At 26.9% G+C, this 24,897-nt stretch carries 21 protein-coding genes and 1 pseudogene; 1 reads left to right on the forward strand and 21 read right to left on the reverse strand.

Going from position 1 to position 24,897, the window contains the following annotated elements; genetic code table 11:
• Window positions 1-27: 27 nt before the first annotated feature.
• From yfcE to EGD97_RS05390, 17 genes and pseudogenes are all read right to left on the reverse strand, one after another.
• The gene (yfcE, locus tag EGD97_RS05310; protein ID WP_078681183.1) at window positions 28-576 is read right to left on the reverse strand and encodes a phosphodiesterase; all 549 of its coding nucleotides are present in this window, start codon (window positions 574-576) and stop codon (window positions 28-30) included.
• 101 nt (window positions 577-677) lie between these two features.
• Window positions 678-2,696, reverse strand: a complete 2,019-nt coding sequence (locus tag EGD97_RS05315; RefSeq protein WP_078681184.1) for a glucose PTS transporter subunit IIA — start codon at window positions 2,694-2,696, stop codon at window positions 678-680.
• Window positions 2,697-2,866: 170 nt separating this feature from the next.
• The gene (locus EGD97_RS05320; RefSeq protein ID WP_078681185.1) at window positions 2,867-3,691 is read right to left on the reverse strand and encodes a PRD domain-containing protein; all 825 of its coding nucleotides are present in this window, start codon (window positions 3,689-3,691) and stop codon (window positions 2,867-2,869) included.
• 166 nt (window positions 3,692-3,857) lie between these two features.
• Window positions 3,858-4,772, reverse strand: a complete 915-nt coding sequence (locus tag EGD97_RS05325) for an aldo/keto reductase (RefSeq protein ID WP_078681186.1) — start codon at window positions 4,770-4,772, stop codon at window positions 3,858-3,860.
• Window positions 4,773-4,868: 96 nt separating this feature from the next.
• A pseudogene (locus EGD97_RS05330) lies at window positions 4,869-5,092 on the reverse strand (MBL fold metallo-hydrolase); the annotation flags it as partial.
• Between the two features lie 93 nt (window positions 5,093-5,185).
• The gene (locus tag EGD97_RS05335) at window positions 5,186-5,800 is read right to left on the reverse strand and encodes a V-type ATP synthase subunit D (protein WP_127836676.1); all 615 of its coding nucleotides are present in this window, start codon (window positions 5,798-5,800) and stop codon (window positions 5,186-5,188) included.
• Between the two features lies 1 nt (window position 5,801).
• Window positions 5,802-7,184 (reverse strand): V-type ATP synthase subunit B, encoded by a 1,383-nt coding sequence (locus EGD97_RS05340; RefSeq protein ID WP_127836677.1) that lies wholly within the window; start codon window positions 7,182-7,184, stop codon window positions 5,802-5,804.
• Window positions 7,185-7,189: 5 nt separating this feature from the next.
• Window positions 7,190-8,950, reverse strand: coding sequence for a V-type ATP synthase subunit A (locus EGD97_RS05345; RefSeq protein ID WP_127836678.1), 1,761 nt, complete (start codon window positions 8,948-8,950; stop codon window positions 7,190-7,192).
• A 12-nt stretch (window positions 8,951-8,962) separates the two neighbouring features.
• Window positions 8,963-9,574 carry a V-type ATP synthase subunit E gene (locus tag EGD97_RS05350; RefSeq protein WP_127836679.1) on the reverse strand — a complete coding sequence of 204 codons (612 nt, stop codon included), beginning with the start codon at window positions 9,572-9,574 and terminating at the stop codon, window positions 8,963-8,965.
• A gap of 67 nt (window positions 9,575-9,641) precedes the next feature.
• Window positions 9,642-9,950, reverse strand: coding sequence for a V-type ATP synthase subunit F (locus EGD97_RS05355; protein WP_127836680.1), 309 nt, complete (start codon window positions 9,948-9,950; stop codon window positions 9,642-9,644).
• Between the two features lie 18 nt (window positions 9,951-9,968).
• Window positions 9,969-10,394, reverse strand: a complete 426-nt coding sequence (locus EGD97_RS05360; protein ID WP_127836681.1) for an ATP synthase subunit C — start codon at window positions 10,392-10,394, stop codon at window positions 9,969-9,971.
• 25 nt (window positions 10,395-10,419) lie between these two features.
• Window positions 10,420-12,387, reverse strand: coding sequence for a V-type ATP synthase subunit I (locus EGD97_RS05365; protein ID WP_127836682.1), 1,968 nt, complete (start codon window positions 12,385-12,387; stop codon window positions 10,420-10,422).
• Between the two features lie 24 nt (window positions 12,388-12,411).
• A complete protein-coding gene (locus tag EGD97_RS05370) occupies window positions 12,412-13,434 on the reverse strand; it encodes a V-type ATPase subunit (RefSeq protein WP_127836683.1) in 1,023 nt (340 codons plus the stop codon).
• Window positions 13,435-13,446: 12 nt separating this feature from the next.
• Window positions 13,447-13,761, reverse strand: a complete 315-nt coding sequence (locus EGD97_RS05375; protein ID WP_127836684.1) for a hypothetical protein — start codon at window positions 13,759-13,761, stop codon at window positions 13,447-13,449.
• A gap of 233 nt (window positions 13,762-13,994) precedes the next feature.
• Window positions 13,995-15,833 carry an ABC transporter ATP-binding protein gene (locus EGD97_RS05380; RefSeq protein WP_127836685.1) on the reverse strand — a complete coding sequence of 613 codons (1,839 nt, stop codon included), beginning with the start codon at window positions 15,831-15,833 and terminating at the stop codon, window positions 13,995-13,997.
• 1 nt (window position 15,834) lies between these two features.
• On the reverse strand, window positions 15,835-17,562 hold the full coding sequence (locus EGD97_RS05385) for an ABC transporter ATP-binding protein (RefSeq protein ID WP_127836686.1): 1,728 nt from the start codon (window positions 17,560-17,562) through the stop codon (window positions 15,835-15,837).
• A 168-nt stretch (window positions 17,563-17,730) separates the two neighbouring features.
• Window positions 17,731-18,297 (reverse strand): DUF4231 domain-containing protein, encoded by a 567-nt coding sequence (locus EGD97_RS05390; protein ID WP_127836687.1) that lies wholly within the window; start codon window positions 18,295-18,297, stop codon window positions 17,731-17,733.
• 154 nt (window positions 18,298-18,451) lie between these two features.
• Between EGD97_RS05390 and cax the strand changes: the two genes are divergently transcribed.
• Complete coding sequence (gene cax / locus EGD97_RS05395) at window positions 18,452-19,498, forward strand: calcium/proton exchanger (protein ID WP_127836688.1); 1,047 nt, start codon at window positions 18,452-18,454, stop codon at window positions 19,496-19,498.
• Window positions 19,499-19,716: 218 nt separating this feature from the next.
• On the opposite strand, the gene zupT is transcribed toward cax, so the two are convergent.
• The 4 genes from zupT to hcp all read right to left on the reverse strand — a co-directional run bounded on the left by zupT (window position 19,717) and on the right by hcp (window position 24,820).
• A complete protein-coding gene (zupT, locus tag EGD97_RS05400) occupies window positions 19,717-20,517 on the reverse strand; it encodes a zinc transporter ZupT (protein WP_078681200.1) in 801 nt (266 codons plus the stop codon).
• 217 nt (window positions 20,518-20,734) lie between these two features.
• Window positions 20,735-21,946: an MFS transporter gene (locus EGD97_RS05405; protein WP_127836689.1), complete on the reverse strand. Its 1,212-nt coding sequence runs from the start codon at window positions 21,944-21,946 to the stop codon at window positions 20,735-20,737.
• A gap of 86 nt (window positions 21,947-22,032) precedes the next feature.
• Window positions 22,033-22,890, reverse strand: a complete 858-nt coding sequence (locus EGD97_RS05410) for a DUF368 domain-containing protein (protein WP_127836690.1) — start codon at window positions 22,888-22,890, stop codon at window positions 22,033-22,035.
• A 280-nt stretch (window positions 22,891-23,170) separates the two neighbouring features.
• Window positions 23,171-24,820, reverse strand: a complete 1,650-nt coding sequence (hcp, locus tag EGD97_RS05415; RefSeq protein WP_078681203.1) for a hydroxylamine reductase — start codon at window positions 24,818-24,820, stop codon at window positions 23,171-23,173.
• Between the last annotated feature and the right edge of the window lie 77 nt (window positions 24,821-24,897).

Here is a 24,897-nt window from a genome sequence, read left to right on the forward strand (position 1 = left end):
TCTTTTTTATACTATTAATAAAATGTATTAGCAATTTTTTACTATAATTTCTTCCCCATTTCTTATATCTATAAATTTTACTTTACCATTTTCATATAAAGCTATAGATGGTATATCATCTCCCTTAGGAACAGATATACTTCCCGGATTTATATATATAGTTTTACCATCTATGTCTAACTCTCTTATATGGGTATGTCCGCTTATTATAACATCTGCTTTATAGTTATTAGCTATTTCTTTAAGTCTTATTTTATCAGTATTATGTCCGTGAGTAACTATAAAACGAACATTATCTTTTTCAAAAAATATATATTCTGAGATAATTGTTGATTTAAGTACCATTAAATCAACATCAGCATCACAATTCCCACGTGCAAAAAGAATTGGAATAGAATTTTTTTCAATTTCTTCAATAAGCTTTTGAGGATTATAACCTTCTAAAATTGGATTTCTTGGTCCATGATAAAGTATGTCTCCTGCACAAAGTATCATTTCACAATCCTTAAAAAAAGAAAGAGCTTTATTAAATTTTTCAGGATATCCATGTATATCACTTAATATTCCTATTTTCATATATTATTACCTCCCTTAATTTATCTTTAAAATATATTCTACTATTATTTTAATAAAAAACAAAGCCAGATTTAAATTTTTATAAATCTGGCTTTGTTTTTTTACTTAATTGTAACTTCAGCTACTTTATCTCCATTATTTTTTATACCTGTTTCTACATTTATTTTTTCAACTTTATCCATATTAGTTATTATAACTGGAGAAATAACACTTTTAGCTTTTTCTTTAAGGAAATCTAAATCTAATGTTAAAAGTAAATCACCTTTTTTTACTTTATCTCCTTGTGCAACATGAGCTGTAAATCCTTCACCATTTAAGCTTACAGTATCTACTCCAATATGGACTAAAACTTCAAGTCCTGCTTCTGTAGTTATAGCTACAGCATGTTTTGTTGGGAAAAGCACAGTAATTTCTCCATCTATAGGGGAATATACTTTGTTCCCTTTTGGCACCACAGCAAAACCATCTCCAAGCATTTTACTTGAAAAAACTTCATCTGGAACTTTTGAAAGTTCTACTATCTCTCCATCAATTGGACTTGATAATATATAAGTACCAGATTTTATATCTTTATTTTCATCTACTTTAGCCTGTTCTTCTTTAGGAGCATCAGAATCTTCAAATTCAATATTTTCATCTAAAGCACCGCTTGCGATTATAGCTTTTATATCTTCTTTAATTCTTTCAGCTTCTGTTCCAAAAATTACTTGAACGCTATTTCCTGCAACTAAAATTCCTGCAGCTCCAAGTGCTTTAAGAGTAGATTGTTGTACTTTTGAAACATCTTTTAAAGTAAGTCTTAATCTAGTAACACAAGCATCTAAAACTTCTATATTTTCTTTTCCACCTATAGCCATTAATACTCTGCGTGCTTTTTCACTGCCTTTAACATTTATAGGCATTGGTGCATCAGCATCTTCATCTTCTCTTCCTGGAGTTTTTATATTAAGTGCTTTTATAACTGAATAAAAAACTACAAAATATAAAGCAAAGAAAGCTAATCCAACAGGCCATATAAGCCATGGATTTCCAGCATATTTAAAACCTAATAAATAATCAATAAATGAAGCTGAAAAAGTATAACCTAATCTAATTTTTAAAATACTTGTAATAATTCCTGATAAAAATGCTGCTAACACATGGAATACAAATAACATAGGTGCTACAAATATAAATGAAAATTCAATTGGTTCTGTAATACCAGTTAAGAAAGCAACAAAAGCTGCAGAAATCATCATACCAGAAACTTTTTTTCTATTTTCTTTTTTAGCTGCTGCAATCATAGCAAGTGCTGCTCCTGGAAGTCCAAACATTAAAATTGGATATTCAGAAGCCATAAATACTCCGGCAGTTGGATCTCCTTGGAAATATCTCGCAGAATCTCCAAAATATTTTACGCCATTAGAAACATACTCCCCAAATTGATACAAAAATGGTGGATAATACATATGATGAAGTCCAACTGGAATTAAAAGTCTCTTACCAGCTGCATAAAATGCTGGTCCAAAAATAGAATTACTTGCCCATTGTGCAGCAACATTTATTCCATTTTGAATTGGTGCCCAAATTGTAACTCCAATTATACCAAAAGCAAGTGCTGCAACAGAAGTTATTATAGGTACAAATCTTCTTCCTCCAAAAAAACCAAGAACTTGTGGAAGTTTTATATCATGAAATTTATTAAAAAGATACCCAGCTATAAGACCTATAGCAATACCTCCAAAAACGCCCATATTTATGGTAGTTTTTGAAACTATATCTGAATAAGCTGGAGTAGCCATAAAATCTTTTAATGCCATATTTTGAGCTGCAGCAGTTTTTTGAGCAAGTGCTGTTGCTGCATTACTACTTGCAACTTTTATAACAGCTTGTAGTATAAACTGACCAACTACAGCAGCTAATGCCGCTACTCCTTCTCCTCCTGAAAATCCTATGGCTACACCAACTGCAAATATCATAGGAAGATTACTAAATATAGCATCTCCTGCTTGAGCCATATATGGTATGTTTAATAAATCTGGCTGCCCAAATCTTAGCAAAAGACCAGCTGCAGGTAAAACCGAAACAGGAAGCATTAAGGATTTACCTATTTTTTGAAGTGTTGCGAATAATTTCTTCATAGAAAGTCCTCCTTTTTTAGTATTTATAAAATATTAAATTTTTTATATTTGTTTTCTATTATTCCTTTTATGCTTAATATAAATTCAAAAAAATAAAGCACAAGCAAAAAATAACTACAAATAATATAGTAGTCATTTTAAGCTCGTGCCTAATTTAATAGTAACACTGCTTATATTTCTGAAAGCCTCCTAATATGGAGTGCAATATAACCAATTTCATCTTCAGGAATTTTTATAGAAAACAAATTTTCAATTTTTAAAGCAATCTTAATTGCTAAATCATACTCATTATACATTTCTTTTTTTATGCTGTCAAGAAGATAATTTTTAATAGTTTTTTTCTTTATAACTCTTTGAAGCATAAAGTTTATATGTGTAACAGTCCTTAAATATTCTATTGAATTTTTATCAAAATCTTTTTTTAAAAGTTTTGATATAAGTTCCATAACTTCTCCTATTTTTTTTGTATATGATAAAGCACTGCTTACCTCTTTATTATTTAGAGCAGCATTTATATGCATACATATAAAACCTATTTCAGTTTCTGGAAGATTAACATCAAGTCTTTTATTTATCATATCTATAGCTTTTTTAGCTAAACTATATTCCTTAGGATAAAGTGCCATTAACTCATGTAAAAATGGGTTCTCTATTTTTATACCTTGTTTTATTCTATTAATAGCAAAATTTATATGATCTGGAAGAGATACATGTATAGCTTCAGTAAATTTTGCTTTTAATTCATTTTCACAAAAAGAAATTATTTCTTCTGAAATACCCACTATTTTATTATCAACACTTTCTAAAATCTTGTTGAAATTATTTTCTTCCTCTGTCTGTTTCACAAATATGCTTTCAATTTTATCTTCTGAAATTTTGGAGCCTTTTCTTGAATTAAATCCAATAGCTTTTCCTACTAAAATAAATTGCTTTTTATCTTTTTCTGCTACTACTACATTGTTATTTAGTACTTTTTTTATTGTATACTCTTCCATAAATTCCTCCTAATTGTGAAGTTAACATAGCCTAAAATATAAGACTTTATGCTTATTTCACACAGGCTTAATTTAGTATGATAGTTATACCTTTATATTATACTAAATTATATTAACTAAAATTTTTATCTAAGTAAAAATAAAAATTTTATCTAAATAAAAAATTTTAAGGGAGCCTGTTTCCTGCTGCTTTATATATTTCATACCATTCTTCTCTTGTAATCTCTACATTAGAAGCCTTACATATATCTTTTAAACGCTCACTATTTGTTGTACCTACTATTGTTTGTATTTTAGCAGGATGCCTTAATATCCATGCAACTGCAATAGCACTATTTGATACTCCTTTATTTTTTGCAATTTCATCTATTTTTTTATTAAGCTCTGAAAATTTTTCATTATCTAAAAATACACCTTCAAAGAATCCATACTGAAAAGGCGACCAAGCTTGAATTGTTATATCTTTTAATCTGCAGTATTCTAATACACTTCCATCTCTATCTATAGAAGAATCTACTTTCATATTTACATTAATTCCAGAATCTATCATGCCAGTATGCATTATACCAAATTGAAGCTGATTTATTATAATTTTTTGATTTAAATATTTACTTAAAAGTTCAATTTGCATTGGATTTTGATTGCTCACTCCAAAATATTTAACCTTACCACTTCTATGCAATAAATCAAAAGCTTCTGCTACTTCTTCTGGTTCCATTAATGTATCTGGTCTATGAAGAAGTAATATATCTATATAATCAGTTTTTAATCTTTTTAAACTTCCATCTACAGAATTTAATATATGTTCCTTTGAAAAATCATAAAATCCCTTTCTTATTCCGCATTTCGTTTGAATTATAAGTTTTTCTCTTATATTTGAATTCATGCCTAAAGCATCAGCAAAAATTTCTTCTGATTTGCCACCACCATAAATATCTGCATGATCAAAAAAATTTATTCCTTCCTCTAAAGCAGTATTAATAAGTTTAGCTGCTTCATTTTTAGAAAGCTCTGCAATTCTCATACATCCTAATGAAATTTCTGGAGCCTTTAATATTCCTCCAATATTTATATTTTTCATATAGCCACCTCTTTTTATGTATTTATATATTTATTTTACCATATTAATTTATAACCGGTTAACTTATGGAATTCTTTTTTTATTTTTTAATATTTCTTCATTTAAAATCTTTGGAAGTGCTCCACTATGAGCCATATGAGCATGACTTAGTATAATTGCATCTAATCCGCCAATTTCTTGAATAGTCCTAAAATTGGGAAGTATATCCTTAGAATTTCCTTGTCTTATACCACAATCTAAAATTATTTTTTATCTTGAATTTTTAAAAGTATACAACTTGCTCCTACTTCTTTTGCCCCTCCTAAAAAACTTATGTTCATTTAATTCACCTAATTTCTATTATATAAACTTATCAAAATATTAATCCTTATAATAAATAATTTGCAATAACTTATTATAGCACAAAATATTAATTATTTTTTATATTTCTTCTTTACTACTTTTAACCTGAAAAAATCTTCTCTTTCCTTTTCTTCAAGAACTTCAGTAACAAATTTTACTATTTCCTCAAATTTAGGTATTTGAATATTTGAAAGTGCATTAGTTCTTTTTTGAGTTTTCTTAACTTCCATAGCAAGTCTATATACTGCATTTTCTACTTCTGTCAATTCATAAGTTAAATATTTTACTTTATTAAATTCAACCATAGCCTCATCTATAGCAGCATTAGTCCTATAAAAGCCATATCTAGGTTCTATTTCTTTTTCTTTAAAAATTACTTTTGGTACTTCTACTCCCATAACGCTTTTAAATAAAATATCATAATCATTACTTTCTTCTATAGTCATAGCTATATCTTCTACATTAATAATTCCTGTAGTTATATTAGCATTTTCTAAAGCCTTATAAGCTTTAGAAAATGTTATAAAAATTTCTTTCTGAAGCTTATATGCCTTTGATACATAAGACATCATTTCTTTTATAAGTACATTTCTTTTTTTATCTAAAAGTTCATATCCTTTTTTAGAAAATTCTAAAGAACTTTTTGCTGATAATAAAGTAGATTTGGTTGGTGCTATATTATCCATATCATTTCACCGCTTCATTATAATATTTATCTAATATTTCTTTAGATATTCTATCTAACTCATTTTTAGGCAATATACTTAAAATATCCCAAGCTAAATCTAAAGTTTCATTTATATTTCTATTTTCATCATAAGACTGTTTTAAAAATTTTTCATCAAACGCTCTTCCAAATTGTAAATATATTTTATCTATATTTGATAGTTCATCTTCACCTATAACTTGAGAAAGTGCCAATACTTCTTGCACTCTAGAATATGCCGCAAATATTTGATTTGAAACTTCAGCATGATCTTCTCTTGTAAAACCTTCACCAATTCCATCTTTCATAAGTCTTGAAAGAGAAGGAAGTATATTTACTGGAGGATAAATTCCTTTTTGTTCTATTCCTCTGCTTAAAACTATCTGTCCCTCTGTTATAAAACCTGTTAAATCTGGCACGGGATGAGTTATATCATCATTAGGCATAGTAAGTATAGGTATTTGAGTTATGCTACCTTCTTTTTTATGCATCATTCCTGCTCTTTCATAAAGAGAAGCTAAATCTGAATATAAATATCCTGGATATCCTTTTCTGCTTGGAACCTCTTCTTTTAATGAAGATAATTCTCTTAATGCTTCACAATAGCTTGTCATGTCAGTAAGTATAACTAACACATGCATTCCTTCTTCAAAGGCTAAATATTCTGCAGCAGTCAATGCACATCTTGGAGTTATAATTCTTTCAACTATTGGATCATCTGCCAAATTTGTAAACATTACAACCTTTTCTAATGCGCCTGCTTCTTCAAAGCTCTTTTTAAAAAAGTTGTAATCATCATATTTAATTCCCATGGCTCCAAATACTATGCAAAACTTTTCTTCCTCATCTCCTGAAATTTTTGCTTGCCTTATAATTTGTGCAGTTAATTCATTATGGGACATACCACTTCCAGAAAATATAGGAAGTTTTTGTCCTCTAATTAATGTAGAAAGACAATCTATAGAAGATATTCCTGTTTGTATATAGTTCCTTGGATATTTTCTAGCTACAGGATTTATTGGTCTTCCATTTACATCATATTTTTTTAAAGAATAAACTTCTCCTCCATTATCTCTTGGTTCACCTATACCATTAAATTCTCTTCCTAAAATATCTTTACAAAGAGGTATTTTAAAAGGTTCTCCTCTAAATTGTACAGAAGTATTATTTACAGACATTCCAGTAGTAGATTCAAAAACCTGAATTATAGCCTTATCTTTATATATTTGAACAACTTTACCCTTTTTTCTTATATTTTCATCTACAATTATATCTACAATTTCATCATAAGCAGCATTTTCAACATCAGAAAGTATAATCAAAGGTCCTTGTACTTTATCTAGCATTAAATATTCTTTTTTCATTTAGATCACTTCCTATATTTTTCTATAAGTTTGTCAAAAAACTCTGCTATATCTTTCTTTAAATCATCTATAAGAGAAAAATCATTATTAGGAACGTTATATTTCATTTTATAAATTTTTTCTAATATATCTTTGTTAGCTACAACTGAAATTGGAACACCAATCTTTACAGCTTCACTTCCTTTATCATAAAAACTTTCAATAACTTTAAGCATTTTATATTGTTTATTTAAAGGTACATAAGTATCCAAGTCATTATAAGCATTTTGCTGAAGAAAAGCTGATTTTAAACATTTAGCTGTTTCTATAATAAGTCTTTGATCATCTGGTAAAACATCTTCTCCTACAAGCTTAACTATTTCTAAAAGTTGGTTTTCTTCATATAAAAGCTTTAACATTTTTTCTCTTAAAATAATTACATCTTCAGCCACATTTTCTTCATACCACTCTTTTAAAAGAGGTAAATAGCTACTATAACTTGAAAGCCAATTTATAGCAGGATAGTGCCTAGCATAAGCTAAATTTTTATCTAACCCTAAAAATGCAGAAACAAATCTTTTAGTATTTTGAGTAACAGGTTCTGAAAAATCGCCACCTGCTGGAGAAACTGCACCAATTACAGTAACAGAGCCTTCTGTACCATTTAAATTTGTAGAGTAGCCTGCTCTTTCATAAAATTCAGCAATTCTTGAAGGAAGATACGCAGGATATCCTTCTTCTGCTGGCATTTCTTCAAGTCTTCCTGAAATTTCTCTAAGTGCTTCTGCCCATCTTGAAGTTGAATCTGCCATTATAGCCACATGATATCCCATATCTCTAAAATATTCAGCAATAGTTATACCTGTATAAATACTTGCTTCTCTTGCAGCAACTGGCATATTTGATGTATTAGCTATAAGAACAGTTCTGTTCATAAGCGGCATATTAGTTCTAGGATCTATAAGTTTTGGAAAATCTTCAAGAACTTCTGTCATTTCATTTCCTCTTTCTCCACATCCTATGTAAACTATAATATCCGCATCAGACCATTTCGCAAGTTGATGCTGAGTCATTGTTTTTCCTGTCCCAAATCCCCCTGGAATGGCACAAGTTCCACCTTTAGCTAATGGAAAAAATATATCTATTATTCTCTGTCCAGTAACAAGAGGCTTAAATATACTTTTCTTTTCTTTTACAGGTCTTGGATTTCTTACAGGCCAATATTGATAAAGCTTAAGCTCATAAATTTTATTTTCTTGTTTTAAAGTAACTATTGTTGTTTCTATATTATAAAAACCACTTTCTTTTACATCAATTACAGTACCAAATACATTTGGAGGAACCATTATTTTATGGACTATTGCATTAGTCTCTTGAACACTTGCATAAATATCTCCTTCTTTAAGTTCGTCTCCAATATTAACTTTAATTTCTACATTCCAAAGTTTTTCTTCATCTAAAGAAATAAGACCTATACCTTCAGGTATGAAGCCATAAGATATTTCATTAATTTTTTTTAGAGGTCTTTCAATTCCATCAAATATTCCTCCAAGTATTCCAGGACCAAGTTTTAAAGAAAGAGGACTGCCCGTAGAAACTATAGGTTCTCCTATTTTAAGCCCACTCGTTTCTTCATAAACTTGAATTGTGGCAAAATCGCCTTCTAATATTATTATTTCTCCTATGAGTTTTTTAAAGCCAACCATAACCATTTCCCTCATCTTAAAGCCCTGCATATGCAGAGCTTTAATAACAGGGCCGTTTATTAAAACTATTTTTCCTTCCATGCTTCTATCCCCCTAAGCAAGCATTTCCATAACTATAATACCAACTAATTCTTCGCTTTCTTTTAATTTTTTCGCTATACTGTAATCTATTTTAAATTTACCTTCTGCATCTTTTAAAATTATTCCACCAATAAAATCATCTTCAGATATAACTAGATTTATTTTTTTATTTTTGTAATTAGAAATTATATCTTCAATGTTATTTTTAAATTTTTCATAATCATCTTTTAAAACTGTAATATAATAGCTCCCATCTTCAATATCTTCTAAAACTTTTTCTAAAGTATCAAAAAGATAATTTTTGTATTCTTCTTTTGTTGTATAAATCTTTAACTTTTTCTTAACTTCTTCCATAGTAAATTTTACAAGATTGTCTTTAAGAGTTAAAATTTCTCTTTGTTTATTAATTTTCTCTTTTGCAATTATTTCGTTTGCTTTTATATTAGCTTTTTTAGTAGTCTCTATTATAGTATTTTTCTTAATTTCTTCTAATTTTTCTTTTTCTTTATTTATTTTATTTAATGCCTCATTTTCATAAGCTTTAAGTCTTTCTTCTTTTTCTTCATTTAATTTATCATATATTATCTTAGAAAATAAGTTTATCTTATCTTCAATAGTTGTCATATAAACCTCTCCTTATATAATAAGTTTATAGTTAAATTGCCTCTACAAACTTAAAACTTATTTATTTCTAAATTTTAAGACCTATGGATTCTTTAACATACTTAACTATATAGTCCCCTTCTTTTATTGAACCATGTCTATCTGGTATTTCAACTAAAAGAGGTCTTTCCTTAGAAAGCTTAATTTGCCTTACTTCATCTTCTATTAAAAGTCCTATTTTTTCTGTAATTATTATTATTCCTATATTTTTATCTTTTTTTAATTCATCTATTTTTTTTAACACATCTTCCTTTTTATGAAGAACTATTCCATTAATTCCTGCCATCTTCATACCTACATAAGTATCTATATTATCACTTATCAAGTAACTAATCATAAATTTTCTCCTTTTATTTTAAATTCTTGAAAGTATCATTATAGATATTATAAGACCATATATAGCAATACCTTCTCCAAGCCCAACAAATATAAGTGTTTTTCCAAGTATTTTAGGATCTTCAGATACAGCTCCTAAAGCCGCCGAACCAACAGCACCAACAGCATATCCTGCTCCAATAGTTGCAAGACCAGTTGAAAGTCCTGCTGCTATATATCCAAGTCCTGCTGCTGGATTAGAAACAGCTTCTCCTGCAGCTTTTGCCACAGTTGGAATATTCATTATTAGCCCTATTGTTATAACAGGCACAAATGTTCCTAAATTTATCTTTAAAGCTTTTTTTACCTTCTCTTTCCCTAATATTTCTTCTTTTGCTCTTTGAGTAAATCCATAAGTTAAAGTAATTATAACAATACAAAAAGTTAACGCTAAAATTATAACCATATTAACACTCCTCTATTTTAATTTATTAATAAATATTGATTTTTACGGGTTCAAAAGGGATACCCATTCCCTCATAATATTTGCTGAATAATTCATAATATTGAAGTCTTAATCCTTGAATAAAAACTATTAATCCTTCAAGTCCTATAATTATCAAATTACCAAGTATTAATATAAAAACTGAAGCACTCTCATTTTGGCTCATATTTGCCATAGCTGAAAAAGCAACAAATAATCCAACATGATTTAAAGCAAAGGCTCCTACTCTTATAAAAGAAAGAGTATTTGAAAACATAGATAGTATAGTTTCTACTACTTCAAAACCAGACTCTATAAAATAATCTTTAGGACCTTCATCAAAAAGAACTTTTTTACCTAATATAATATTAGCTAAAGGCTGTTTTAAAAGAATAATAATTAAAAAGAAAATTAAATATACTATCCATAAACTTACAGGCATTATTTTTTTATCAAAAGCTATAGAAGCTACTAAAGTTAATGCTCCAATGTAGAACATAAATCCTGCCAAACCTTCTTTTCCAAAAAGTCCTCTCTCTAAATCTTTTCTTCTTAAACTATTTATAATTCCAAGTATAAATCCTAAAATCATAAATACACAACCAAAAACTACAGCTCCAATTAATACATCATTTATATCTTCCATAGGTCTTATAAGTATGGCTCCTATTAAATCTTCAAATCCAAATACACTCCCATATAAAAATCCAAATATTACAGAACTTATGCCTAATCTTTCTAATACTCCCCCTAAATTAATTCTACGCATTTTATGATTTAATAAAAAACCAGCTAAGAAAAGTACAGCTCCTTGTCCTACATCACCAAACATAGCACCAAACATTAATGTATAAGTTATAGCTAAAAAAGCTGTAGGATCTATTTCGTTATAACTTGGTATACCATACATCCCAACCAAACTTTGAAATGGTTTAAAAAGTTTATTATTTTTTAAAAGCGTTGGTGGAACTATAGATTTATTTACTATTTCATCTGGATTTTTATAAATAAAAATAATTCTATCTTCAAAATTTTTAATAATTTTTTCAAGCTTTTTAATAAAATTTTGAGGGACCCACCCTGAAATATAAAAAAAATCATTAGTATACGCTGCTGTCTTTTTAATTTCTTCTGCTTTTTCTTCTAATTTATAACTATTATATAGTATTTGTATAGATTTAGAATTTTTTATTAAAAAATCTTTGATTTCTATAGTAACTTCTTCAATAGAATTATGTATTTTATCAATTTCTTCTTTAATAAATTTTAAAACTTCTTTTGGAGTACCTTTATAATTATTAGGAAGCATTACATATTCACAATTTGCAGATTTAAAAATTTTTTCTGTTTCTCCAATTAAAAGCATAGGCGTAAAAGATATAAATATTACAAAATCTTTTTCTTTATATACGATTTGTATAACTGAAGGTATATTTTCATAATTAGCCTTTAATTTAATCATATTTTCTTTAGATACTTTATAAATTTCTGTTTTAAAATTTTTCATACATTGTATATCTTCTATATTAATAGATATATCTTTTATAAATTGCAAAGCTTCATAAGCATTTTTTAGCTGCATTTTTGTTTCATTTAAATTTTCAAGATTTTTGTTTAAAGTTTTATATTCTTTATAAATTAAAGATAAATTTTCTTCCATTATATTAAAATCAAAAATTATATCTTTTATATTTTCTTTAGGTATTCCAAAACTTTTTTGAGCTTTTATAAGCTTTTCAATGTGCTTTATACTTAAACTATAATCTCTATTTGAAGTATAAGGTCTTATAAAATTTACATCCATTAAAGCTTCAATATTATCTTTAGATGTTTTTAGCATAAAATTTGAAGAATTTATTTCCTGAAGAGCACTAACAGGCTGCATAATCCCCTCTAATGCTATAAGTTTTGTAAGCTTATCAAAATCATAAAAATCTCCAACTAAATTAACCATATTCATTTTTTCTATGGCCACATCGTCACCCCCATAAAGTATAGATTAAACTATACTTTTACTCATATCTATAATGTATCTTTTTTGCTCTAATATAGATATGATATCTTTTATTTCTATACCATATAAAATAAAGTAACTCATTACTACACTTAAATTATTTTTATTTTCTTTAATGATTCTGGAAAAATATTCTCTTTCAAATTCTCTTTCTCTTTTTTCAATAAAACTTAAATTGTCATTTTGATATATAAATGAATATTTACTATCTTTCAAAAGTTTTTGAAACTCTTCATTACTATTTACATAACAAAGATTTTTTATAGTATCTTTTGAAAGTTTAAAACTATCATATATAGTATAATTAAATAATTCCTCAGGAGGTATTTTGTAAAAAAATTTTCCTCTATATATCCAGTTTAAATTTAATAAATCTGCCTCTATACCTATTATTGAATAAACAGCCTCTTTATTTTCTTTGTCAAGATGCTTAATTTCTTTTCTTATAGAAGAAAAATAAAGAAAATCAAGTTCTGTTTCCAATCTAAATAATCCTTTTTTATCTATATCTTTAACTAAATTTTTAAGGGGCTTATAATAAATAGTTTCTTTTAAAGCTTCCAAAATTTCTTCTGCATCTTTTAAAGGCAGAAGATAATCATAATTTATGGTATTTAAATTACTATTTGCTATTAATCTATTTTCTATTTCATCTCTGCTCTTTTTTAAATACTTTCCACGTATAATTATTTTTAAATCTTCTATTTCCCATCTTAAAAATAAATTTTTTATAATTTTTCTATACTCACCGCTGAAATAATTTAAAAACTTACTATAAATATTTATATAATATCTATCTAAAATAATTTCTAAATCTTCTCTATGGATAGTATCTAAATTATAATCACTTAAAATTCTGCCATAATATGTTTCTTCTTTTAAAACATTTACAGCATCTTTAAAATTTTTACTCTGCTGAAGTTTTAAATATTGTTCTTTGTTTAGCATTTTACCCTTCAAAGCTTTAACTTTAGAATTTACAGCACTAAATTTAACAATGCTTCCCATAATAATTTTCTCCTAAACAACTCCTATTATTTTTTCAAATACTTCATTTATTATTTTTTCTTTGCTGCTTTCATATTTGTTATTAATTTGGTTTATTTGTAATTCTTTTTCTTTTCTAATTTCTTTAGCTCTTTCTTCTGCTTCTTTTAACTTAGATTTTAATATATTTTCTTTTAACATTTTTATTTCATTTTGATAAGTATTCCTTAATTCATCTATTTTTTCTTCTGTATATTTTTGCTTTTCTTGAAGTAATATATCAATACTTTTTCTATAATTTTCAGCATCTTTATCAATGCTCATTATTTTATTAATTACAAACTCCACATATATCCCCCCAATACTCATTTATAAATACTTTATAAATTTTCTAAATATTCTTTAATTATAATCCTAAAATTTTATATTGTCTAAATCTGTTTTTGCTTATTAACAAACACTTATTCTAAATTTTGTTATTTTTTAAATTGTTTTCTTGTTTTACTTTATATTTATTAATTATATTAAGCTATACTTAAAAATATTTTTTAATGGCAAAAAAATATTAAAGCAGCAGGAACTTAAAATTCTTGCTGCATTTCAATATTTTTAAATTGACTATAATACATATTATAATAAACTCCTTTTTTCTTAATAAGGCTTTGGTGATTTCCTTTTTCTACTATTTTACCTTTATCTATAACCATAATTATGTCTGAATCTTTTATAGTACTTAATCTATGAGCTATAATAAAGCTAGTTCTTCCTTTCATTAATTTTAGCATAGCTTCTTGAATATGAAGTTCTGTTCGAGTATCAACGCTGCTTGTTGCTTCATCCAAAATCAATATAGAAGGGTTAGCAAGTATTGCTCGGGCGATAGCTAAAAGTTGTCTCTGTCCCTGGCTTAAATTACTCCCGCTTTCTGTAAGAATAGTTTCATATCCTTTAGGAAGTTTTTTTATAAATGCATCTGCATTTGACATTTTAGCTGCTTCTTCTATTTCTTTATCGGAAGCTTCCAATCTTCCATATCTTATATTTTCTTTTATAGTTCCAGAAAAAAGATAAGTATCTTGAAGTACTATTCCAAAACATTTCCTTAAATAATCTCTTTCATAATTTCTGATATCGCAGCCGTCTAACAAAATTCTACCTTCTGTTACATCATAAAATCTAGTAAGTAAATTTACAATAGTAGTTTTACCAGACCCTGTAGGGCCAACAAGGGCAATACTTTCTCCAGCTTTCACTTCAAAATTTATATTTTTAAGCACAGGTATATCTTTATTATAACCAAAACTTACATTTTGGAAAACTACATGTCCTTTTGGATTTTTTAATGTTTTAGCATTATCAATGTCTTCTGCTTCTTCTTCTTCATCTAACACTTCAAAAACTCTTTCAGCTCCTGCAATAGCTGATTGAAGTGTGTTAAATATAGTTGCAACTTCATTTAACGGCCTTGAAAACTGCCTTGAATAACTTATAAAACTTGCTATTGTACCTACTGTTATTAAATCTTTTACCGCTAAAATTCCTCCAACTCCTGCTACAGCTGCAAATCCTATATTATTTATAACATTCATAAGTGGCATCATATATCCTGATAAAATTTGAGCCTTAATTCCTACTTCTTTAAGTTTAGAATTTGTTTGTTCAAAATCTTTTATAATTTTATCCTCACGATTAAAAGCTTTAATAATTTGAATACCTGAAATAGTTTCTTCTATCTGACCATTAAGCTCTCCAAGAACAGCCTGCTGCTTTTTAAAAAGTGGCTTTGTTTTTTTAGCTATACCTTTTGTAAGAATAAAAACCATAGGTATTGTAATTACACTAGCCAATGTTAATATAGGACTTTTTATAAGCATCATAATAAAAGAACCTGTTATCATTATAATATTTGACATCAATTGAGTTGTAGATTGAGATATAGTAGAACTTATATTATCTATATCATTAGACAATCTGCTCATTATATCTCCATGTGTATGAGTATCAAAAAAAGAAATTGGAAGTTTTTGAAGCTTACCAAATAATGAACTTCTAATATTTTTAACTATTCTTTGCGATACTCCTGCCATAAAATATCCTTGAAGAAAAACTATAAAAGCATCTACAATATAAGATACTAAAAGTACTACAACAACTACATTTAGTGCGTAAAAATTAACTTTTGATTTATTTAATGACATTGTATCTATAGCTTTTCCTATAAGTAAAGGTACAATTAAAGCAATAATATTGCTTATAATAAGAAAAATAAAAATGATACTAATCATTCTCTTTTCATTCTTAAAATACTTCCAAAGTCTTTTTATAGTTTTTTTAAAATCTTTAGGCTTTGCAACAGGAGCAAATCTATGCATTCCTCCTGGCATTTTATTAGCCCCTTGACCAAATTTTTTATTTTCCATGCTACATAAACTCCTTTCCCATTTGGGAAGCAAAAATATCTTGATAAATCTTACATTTTTTCATAAGATTGTCGTGAGTATCAACTGCTGCAACCTTCCCATTATCTAAAACTATAATTTTATCTGCTCTCATTACAGAAGTTATTCTTTGAGCTATTATAATAGTTGTAAGATTCATTGAATATTTTTTTAAACCTTCTCTAATTTTAGCTTCTGTATTTACATCTACCGCACTGGTGCTATCATCTAAAATAAGTATTTCAGGTTTCTTAACAAGTGCTCTGGCTATAGCTATTCTTTGTTTTTGTCCTCCAGAAAGATTTACTCCTCCTTGACCAAGCTCTGTATTATAACCTTCTTTAAAATTAACTATAAACTCATGAGCCATAGAAATTTTAGATGCAAAAATAACTTCTTCTAAAGTTGCATCTTCTTTTCCCCATTTAATATTATCTAAAATAGTTCCTGAAAAAAGGACAGATTTTTGAGGTACAATAGCTATTTTTTCTCTTAATTTCTTAATATTATATTCTTTTACGTCTATTCCATCTACTTTTATTTTTCCAGATAAAGTATCATAAAACCTAAGTATTAAATTTACCAATGTACTTTTACCTGAACCCGTAGCTCCTATAATCCCTACGGTTTCTGAAGGATTAATAACTAAATTTATATCTTTAAGTACGGGCTCACTACTTTCATTATTATAAGAAAAACTTACATTCTCAAATTCTATACTTCCTTTTGTATTAAAATTGTCTATGTATTTTCCCGAAGATTTAATAGTATTTTCTTCTAAGAATATAGAACTAATTCTTTCTGCAGAAGCTTTTGCTCTTATAAACATCATAAAAACATTTGAAATAGTCATTAATGAGAATAAAATTTGAGTCATATAATTGACAAAGGCTATAATCTGACCTACTTGTACTTCTCCTTTGTTTACTTTTATTCCTCCAAGCCATAAAACAGCTGCTATTCCAATATTTACGACAAATGTTATAAAAGGATTAAATAATGCCATAACTCTCATAGCCTTTATGTTTTGATCTGCAAGTTCTTTATTTTTCTCTTCAAAGCGGTCAGTTTCATAATTAAATCTATTAAAAGCTTTAACTACCCTTACTCCAGATAAATACTCTCTCATAACTTCATTTAATTTATCTAACGCTTTTTGAACTTTTGTAAAATATGGATATCCAGTTTTCATACTAAAATAAATAATTATACTAACTATAGGTACAACTATAAAAAGTATTACAGCCATTTTGGGATTAAGAATTGAAGCCATTACAATGCTTCCAACACATACTATAGGTGATTTAACAAATACTCTCATCATGCCATGCACAAATCCTTGAATTTGTGTAACATCATTAGTAAGTCTAGTTATAATAGAGGCAGGTTCAAGTTTATCTATATTTTCAAAAGAAAGGCTTTGAACTTTTTTAAAAAGATCTAATCTTAAATCTGAACCAAAACTTTGTGATACATTGCTTGATATTATATTTCTTCCAACAGCCCCAATTGCCCCAATTGCAGTTATTATAAGCATTAAACTTCCATATTTAATAACATTGTCCATATTTTTGTAATATACACCATCATCTATAAGTTTAGACATTATAGTAGGCTGCATTAAATCAGCAAAAGCCTCAATTACTAAAAAGCATAAAGCTATTAAAAAAGGCTTCCAATATTTTTTTATATATTTTTTAAATGCATACATAACTTTTTACATTCCTCCAATAACATAAAAATAAAATGGATAAAAAATTTATCCACTTTATTTATTATATCACCAAATATTTATAACAACTAATAATTAACATAATTATAATTTTCATTTTGGAAATTTATACATAAAACGATTTACCTTCATGTTTAATATAATTTCTTAATTATTATTTTCACTACTTGTCTCTTTATTTAATATTTTTTTATTTCTAAAACTATTTACATCTATATTTAATTGGTCTGCATTTTCAGAATTTGAAGTTTGTTTATTTTGTTCTGTAGAATCTACCTTTTGCCTTATTCTAAGCCATTGCTTTATATCATCTTTTAATATTTGCTGCATTTTATTTAAATACTCATCTAATTTAGTTTGTGAAATATCATTACTTTCAGAACCTGCAGCATAAAAATCTAATTCTCTTTTAAGTTCCCTAAGTCTAGCTAATGTTACTGTATTTTTTACCCATAAAGCACCAAAATTATAAAATGCATCTATGGCATTTATTATAGTAACCACTGCCCCTAATAAAATTGCAATCATTCTAAAAGTTTCTGCTAAATCGCCGCTATTTAAACCTAAAACTACAGTAATAAGAGCACTAAAAGTTACAGATGTAAATTTAACAGTATTAGCCCTTTTTTTAGTTTTCTTCTGTTTCTTTTCAAAATAATCTATTGTGCAAGCAAGCTCATTTCTTAAAGTATTAAGTTTAAGCTTTAAATCCATTCTTCCTTCCCCTTAATAATACTTTTTACTATTAACTATTATATGAAATTAATTTTTAAACTGATACTAATTAGCATATACTTTTATTCCGTAACATTTTATTATTTTTTGAATAATCTATTAAAGAGATTAATAATAACAAGGTGTAGTTTATATGAAAAAATTTTATATTTTTATATCAATATCATTAATTTTTACTATAATTAAAACTTCCTCAATTTTATTAAATTCTTTATTATATTCCATAGCTATAATTTTAATTGCTATTTTACTTGGTGATTTTACTTATGATATATCTGAATTAATAGGAGAAAAAAAAGGAGGACTTTTAACAGCTACTATTGGAAATCTTCCTGAACTTATGATGGGACTTCTTTCTATTCAATATGGAATGATTCCAATGGTAAAATCATCTGTTATTGGTTCAATAATAGGAAATATACTTCTTGTTTTAGGGATTTCTATATTTTTTGGAGGGATTAAATATAAAGAACAAGTATTTAATAAATTAACAGCTAGGACAAATTTTAATATGCTTCTTCTTGCTATGTCTGCTATAATAGTCATGACTTCATTAAATAAATATAGTACATTAACAATAACATCTGCATCTAAAATAAGCGTAAAGGTAGCAATAGTACTTATATTAGTCTATATTTTAGGTCTTATATTTTCACTTTATACACATAGCAATTTATTTATAGTTAGTGACACAAAAGAAATTAAAGAAACAAAAAAAGGCAAAAATATAAAGATATTATTTTTAGGTATAATAATAGAATCTATACTACTTTATATAATAAGTGAAAAACTTATTGTAAATGTTAAATATATAGTTAACACCTATAATATTTCTCAAGAATTTTTAGGAATTATACTTATACCTATACTTGGAAATATTGGTGAAAATATTTCTGCAATAATGAGTTCTCTTAAAAATAAAATAAATTTAAGTTTAGAGATAGCCATAGGTTCCAGCATACAAATGGCTCTTTTTGTAACTCCAGTATTAGTTATATATGCTTTTTTTACTGCAGTACCTATTACACTTATATTTACTACATTTCAAATTATTATTGCACTTATTGCAGTAGGTATGTCTTATTTTGTATTCCAAGATGGAAAAACTTATTGGTTAGAAGGTGCTATACTTATTGCCATTTATATTATGATTACACTTGCATATTATCATATTTCATAATTAATTATTAATGTGAACTTACCTAACCTAAAAGTAAATTGGGCTTAACAGATATTGCGTCTATTTTTTTAGACATTCATGTTGATTTTTAATGCCATTTAAAACTATACATTCAAAATTAAAAGTTAGTGTAATATTAAGTTAGGGGAGTATAGAACTCCCCTAACTTAAAAAATTTACATTCTCGACCACAATGGTATGAAGTTTTACAATCTAAATTATAAAATTATTAAACTTATTGCCATAACAATCATTCCTGATATAACTCCATATATAGATAAATGATGCTCTCCATATTTTTCTGCTGCTGGTAAAAGTTCGTCTAATGATATATAAACCATAATTCCAGCCACCATTGCAAAAACAATTCCTAAAGTAAAATCATTGAAAAATCTCATAAATATTAAAAACCCTACTAAAGCTCCTATAGGTTCTGAAAGTCCTGAAATAAAAGAATATAAAAATGCCTTTTTTCTATTACCTGTAGCATAATAAATAGGAATAGAAACAGCTATACCTTCTGGTATATTATGAATAGCTATAGCAGCTGCAATTGGTATACCAAGACTTGGATCTTTTAATGATGCTGTAAATGTTGCCAATCCTTCTGGAAAATTATGAATTCCAATAGCAAGTGCAGACATAACTCCCATTCTTAATAAATTATTATTTTTTTGTATATCTTCTAAATCTTCTACACTTTGCATAGAATGTGGGTTTTCAAAATCTGGAACTAATTTATCTATAATTGCAATAATAAACATACCACCAAAAAAAGCAAGTACAGTATAAATATTTCCTATTTTTTCTCCTGCTTGCATTGATAAAGATTTTTGAGCTGTAGAAAAAATTTCAACAAATGAAACATAAATCATAACTCCTGCTGAAAATCCTAATGCTATTGATAAAAATTTTGTATTTGTTTTTTTAGCAACGAAAGCTATTAAACTTCCAATCCCCGTAGATAACCCTGCTAAAAGAGTTGTAGCAAAAGCAAATAAAATAGTTTGTGTTGACATATATTCCCTCCTTTATATATTATATAAATATCCAGCATATAAACTAAATATAACAAAATGATAATTCTATAATACTATGAGTTTGTTTTTAAAAATAATTTTATTTATATATAATATATTTGATAATAATTATTGTTAAATATATTATACTTTATATTTATAAAAAAATAAACTTCCTATAAATTTAATAATTAAATTTATAGGAAGTTTATATAATTTATTTTTTATTTATTTTTTCGCATTGATGTATACATTTACCATATAAAACATGTTTTAATTTAGATAAAAAGTATCCAGATATCAAAGGAAGTATACATATAAATACTAAATATATTCTAAGTACAGATATATTCTTAAATATAATTAAAAGTACTATTAATATTACAGCACTAATAGCTCTGCCACTGTTTATAGCAATATCTTTATTAATCATATATTCTATTCTCATATCTTCATCATGATTACTATTTATAACATTAAAAGTTGAAGAAGATAGCTGTATTAAAAAAAATGGAAGAAAAAATGCATCCATAATAACATAAAAGAACAAAGTACTATAAGTTATCTTAAAAGTTATACCTAAAACTGATATAAAAGATCCAATAGTGCCTAAGAATATAGCAAATTTTCTTTTAGGCGGCTTTATTATCTTTTGTACAAGTATATAAGATGCTGAAGTTAAAAGTGAAGCAATAAAAGTAAGTTTTCCAAGAGAAAGTTCACTTTTTGTTGTTTCTATTATTAATATATTCACTATAAAAGCTATTATAACATCTCTAAATCCCCAAAAAAAAGTAGATTTTCTTATTATATTCCATTCTTCACAATTTCGTGAAAAAGCTTTTTTCATATTAAGTTTATCGCCATAACTTTTACATTTTAAAGTAAAGCTAATAAATATTAATATTATAAATAATGATAATGTACATATAAATACAAAATTATACCCTTTTGTACCATTAAATCTGCTTATAATATAAGCAGCAGTTATAGGAGCTACAGCTGCAGCTGCTCCTGTACAACTCCCATTGAAACCATTAAAAGTATCTCTATTATCCATGCAAGTAAAATCAAAACTTAATGTATTAAAAGCAAGCCAATAAAATCCTGCTGCCATACCTAAAAGCATGCCTACAAGATAAATATAAATGCCGCCGTTTTTACCTAAAAATAAAATAAATGCATAAGAAACAGCATATATAAAAAGGCCTATCCTTAAACACCAAATGCCATTTTTCTTTTTAGCTATAATTCCTCCTGCAATAAAAGCAAAAGGTGTTAAAATATACTGTATTAAATTAAATAATACAATAATTATAAAATTTGATGTTTGTTTCCAAAAAAATACATTAACAAATATAGATGATAATCCTATAGCAAAGGTAAATAGAGTACTTACAACTAGTAGTATCTTTGCTTCTTTACACATAGTTCCTCCTATTTAGTTGGATCAATATTATTTTTTAATCTATATAAGTTAATATATCTTACTTTTTAAATATTATACTTAAATTTTTATTTTTCTTCTATTTCCTTTTTACTTAACCAAGTTATTGATAAAAATCCTATTATTAAAACCCCAAGAGAAATTATTAAACTAAATATGCCTTGCTTTAAAGCTTCAATTGAAGTATTCATATTTAAAATTTCTTTAGGAATGCCAGGAAATACAGGAATTAGTGAACCAATTACAAATCCCAATATAAGCATATATGTTTTTCCTGGATATTTAATAAGAAGTTTCTCTATGGCTCTTGCAGTTGCCAAAGTTCCTACAACTACTCCTATACCAAGAGGGACTAAAAAAGGTATATTCCTATTATTAATAGCACTTAATGTAATATTATATAAATTTAAACTTAAAAGCATAAAAGATGCACTTATTCCAGGCAGAATTAAAGCTATTGCTATAATAATTCCTCCAATTAATAAAAAAACAATACTTAAAAATCCTTTAGATGTAGCCAGTGCAGTTGTTGTTTCAGAATCTCCAGACATAATTAAAACAATTATAAATCCTAATATTAAGAAAATAAAATCCTTCCAATCATTTTTTTGTTCTGTTGCTTTTTTATATAATACAGGCAGACCTCCACATATTATACCTATGAACAAAAATCCCATAATTTCAGGATACTTTTCTATAACATTTTCTAATAATCTACTAAAAAGTAAAAGTGCTAAAAGAGCTCCTAACCCTACTTCAAATAAAAAAATTGTATGCTTTTTTATATCTTTGAAAAAAGAAGCAACAGCATGTATTAAATCATCATATATACCTAATACTATCGCCATTGTTCCTCCACTAACACCAGGTACTAATGTAGCTATTCCTACAACTATACCTTTAAAAAAATTTACTATATGTTTCATTTTCAACTCCTCCAAAACTTATATTTAAATAATACATATAAAAATTATAAAGGTATAAATTTTATTTGTAAAGCTTGTATACTAATTATATACTAATACTTTTACTTTATAAGTATGTTCATATATTAATTACACTTATCTATATATTAATCAATATATAAAAATATAGTTAATATTTTGCTATAAGATAATGTTAAGTTATTAAATTGTATTTTAATAAACATACAAAAAAAACGATTAAAGCAATATAAATTAACTTTAACCGTCTTTTTTAAATTATTTATTCACCCATAAACATTTTAATATCATCTTCAACATTTGTTATTCCAGCAATTCCAAAGTTTTCAACTAAAACTTTAGTTACATTTGGAGATAAAAATCCTGGTAATGTTGGGCCTAAATGGATGTTCTTTACTCCCAAATATAAAAGTGCTAAAAGTACTATAACAGCTTTTTGTTCATACCAAGCAATATTATAGGATATTGGAAGTTCATTTACGTCATCAAGTCCAAATACTTCTTTAAGCTTTAATGCTATAATAGCTAAAGAATAAGAGTCGTTACATTGACCAGCATCTAATACTCTTGGTATTCCATTTATATCTCCAAGATTTAATTTATTGTATCTATATTTTGCACATCCAGCTGTTAATATTACTGTATCTTTAGGAAGATTTTCAGCAAATTCTGTATAGTAATTTCTGCTCTTCATTCTTCCATCACATCCAGCCATAACAAAGAATCTTTTTATAGCACCAGTTTTAACTGCCTCTACAATTTTATCTGCAAGTTGTAAAACTTGAGCGTGAGCAAAACCACCTACTATTTCTCCGCTTTCAATTTCTGTTGGAGCTGGTAATGTTTTTGCAAGTTTAATAAGCTCTGAAAAGTCTTTTGTTCCATCTTCTCTCTTTTCTATATGTTTAACTCCAGAAACTCCTGTTGCACCAGTTGTAAACATTCTATTAATATATGAAGCTTTTGGAGGCACTATACAGTTAGTAGTCATTAATATAACGCCGTTAAAACTTTCAAATTCCTTATCTTGATTCCACCAAGCATTACCATAATTACCTGCAAAGTGTGAATATTTTTTGAATTTTGGATAATAATGAGCTGGAAGCATTTCTGAGTGAGTGTATACATCTACTCCAGTTCCTTCTGTTTGCTCAAGTAGCATTTCTAAATCTTTTAAATCGTGTCCACTTACAAGTATTCCTGGATTATTTCTAACTCCTATATTAACTTTAGTTATTTCTGGATTTCCATAAGTAGAAGTATTAGCTTTATCTAAAAGTGCCATAGTATCTACTCCATACTTGCCGCACTCTAATACCATAGATACATATTCATTAACACCTAAATTGTCATCAGTTGTTGCTGCAAGTCCTCTTTGCATAAATTCATATATATTTTTATCTTCAAATCCTAAATTAAATGCATGTTCTGCATAAGCAGCCATACCTTTTATTCCGTAAGTTAAAAGTTCTCTTAAACTTCTTATATCCTCATCTTTTGTTTGAAGAATACTTACATCTCCTGATTCAGCTTTAGCTTCTAATTCTGCATCTGTTTCTCCAGTCCAAGTTAAACCTTCATAGTTACTTTCTATAACTCCTCCTGCACTTTTAACTGCAGCTATTATTTCATCTCTTAATTTAATACCTTCTCTAATTTCATTTAAAAATCTTGACTTATCCCAATTTGCATTTGTAATAGTCATAAACAATCCATTAAACACAAACTTATCTGTAAAAGGTTTATTAACTCCAAGCTCTCTTGCTTTTACATTGGCAACAGATATACCTTTTAATATATACATTAATAAATCCTGCATATTTGCTAAATCTGAAGTTTTACCGCAAACTCCTTTAAATGTACAGCCCTTTCCTCCAGCTGTTTCTTGACATTGATAACAAAACATACTCATTTTTATCTCCTCCTCATATTTATGTAATAAAATTTTTAACCTTTAAATAATTTCTGTAACTTACATAATATAATATT

The sequence above is a fragment of the Clostridium prolinivorans genome (assembly GCF_004011155.1).
Taxonomy (GTDB): Bacteria; Bacillota; Clostridia; order Clostridiales; family Clostridiaceae; genus Clostridium_AT; species Clostridium_AT prolinivorans.

Bases quoted from the DNA above. Each gene is read 5' to 3' on its own strand.
- yfcE (WP_078681183.1), bottom strand. From the start codon at position 576: ATGAAAATAGGAATATTAAGTGATATACATGGATATCCTGAAAAATTT.
- EGD97_RS05315 (WP_078681184.1), bottom strand. From the start codon at position 2,696: ATGAAGAAATTATTCGCAACACTTCAAAAAATAGGTAAATCCTTAATG.
- EGD97_RS05320 (WP_078681185.1), bottom strand. From the start codon at position 3,691: ATGGAAGAGTATACAATAAAAAAAGTACTAAATAACAATGTAGTAGTA.
- EGD97_RS05325 (WP_078681186.1), bottom strand. From the start codon at position 4,772: ATGAAAAATATAAATATTGGAGGAATATTAAAGGCTCCAGAAATTTCA.
- EGD97_RS05335 (WP_127836676.1), bottom strand. From the start codon at position 5,800: ATGGATAATATAGCACCAACCAAATCTACTTTATTATCAGCAAAAAGT.
- EGD97_RS05340 (WP_127836677.1), bottom strand. From the start codon at position 7,184: ATGAAAAAAGAATATTTAATGCTAGATAAAGTACAAGGACCTTTGATT.
- EGD97_RS05345 (WP_127836678.1), bottom strand. From the start codon at position 8,950: ATGGAAGGAAAAATAGTTTTAATAAACGGCCCTGTTATTAAAGCTCTG.
- EGD97_RS05350 (WP_127836679.1), bottom strand. From the start codon at position 9,574: ATGACAACTATTGAAGATAAGATAAACTTATTTTCTAAGATAATATAT.
- EGD97_RS05355 (WP_127836680.1), bottom strand. From the start codon at position 9,950: ATGATTAGTTACTTGATAAGTGATAATATAGATACTTATGTAGGTATG.
- EGD97_RS05360 (WP_127836681.1), bottom strand. From the start codon at position 10,394: ATGGTTATAATTTTAGCGTTAACTTTTTGTATTGTTATAATTACTTTA.
- EGD97_RS05370 (WP_127836683.1), bottom strand. From the start codon at position 13,434: ATGGGAAGCATTGTTAAATTTAGTGCTGTAAATTCTAAAGTTAAAGCT.
- EGD97_RS05380 (WP_127836685.1), bottom strand. From the start codon at position 15,833: ATGGAAAATAAAAAATTTGGTCAAGGGGCTAATAAAATGCCAGGAGGA.
- EGD97_RS05385 (WP_127836686.1), bottom strand. From the start codon at position 17,562: ATGTATGCATTTAAAAAATATATAAAAAAATATTGGAAGCCTTTTTTA.
- EGD97_RS05390 (WP_127836687.1), bottom strand. From the start codon at position 18,297: ATGGATTTAAAGCTTAAACTTAATACTTTAAGAAATGAGCTTGCTTGC.
- cax (WP_127836688.1), top strand. From the start codon at position 18,452: ATGAAAAAATTTTATATTTTTATATCAATATCATTAATTTTTACTATA.
- zupT (WP_078681200.1), bottom strand. From the start codon at position 20,517: ATGTCAACACAAACTATTTTATTTGCTTTTGCTACAACTCTTTTAGCA.
- EGD97_RS05405 (WP_127836689.1), bottom strand. From the start codon at position 21,946: ATGTGTAAAGAAGCAAAGATACTACTAGTTGTAAGTACTCTATTTACC.
- EGD97_RS05410 (WP_127836690.1), bottom strand. From the start codon at position 22,890: ATGAAACATATAGTAAATTTTTTTAAAGGTATAGTTGTAGGAATAGCT.
- hcp (WP_078681203.1), bottom strand. From the start codon at position 24,820: ATGAGTATGTTTTGTTATCAATGTCAAGAAACAGCTGGAGGAAAGGGC.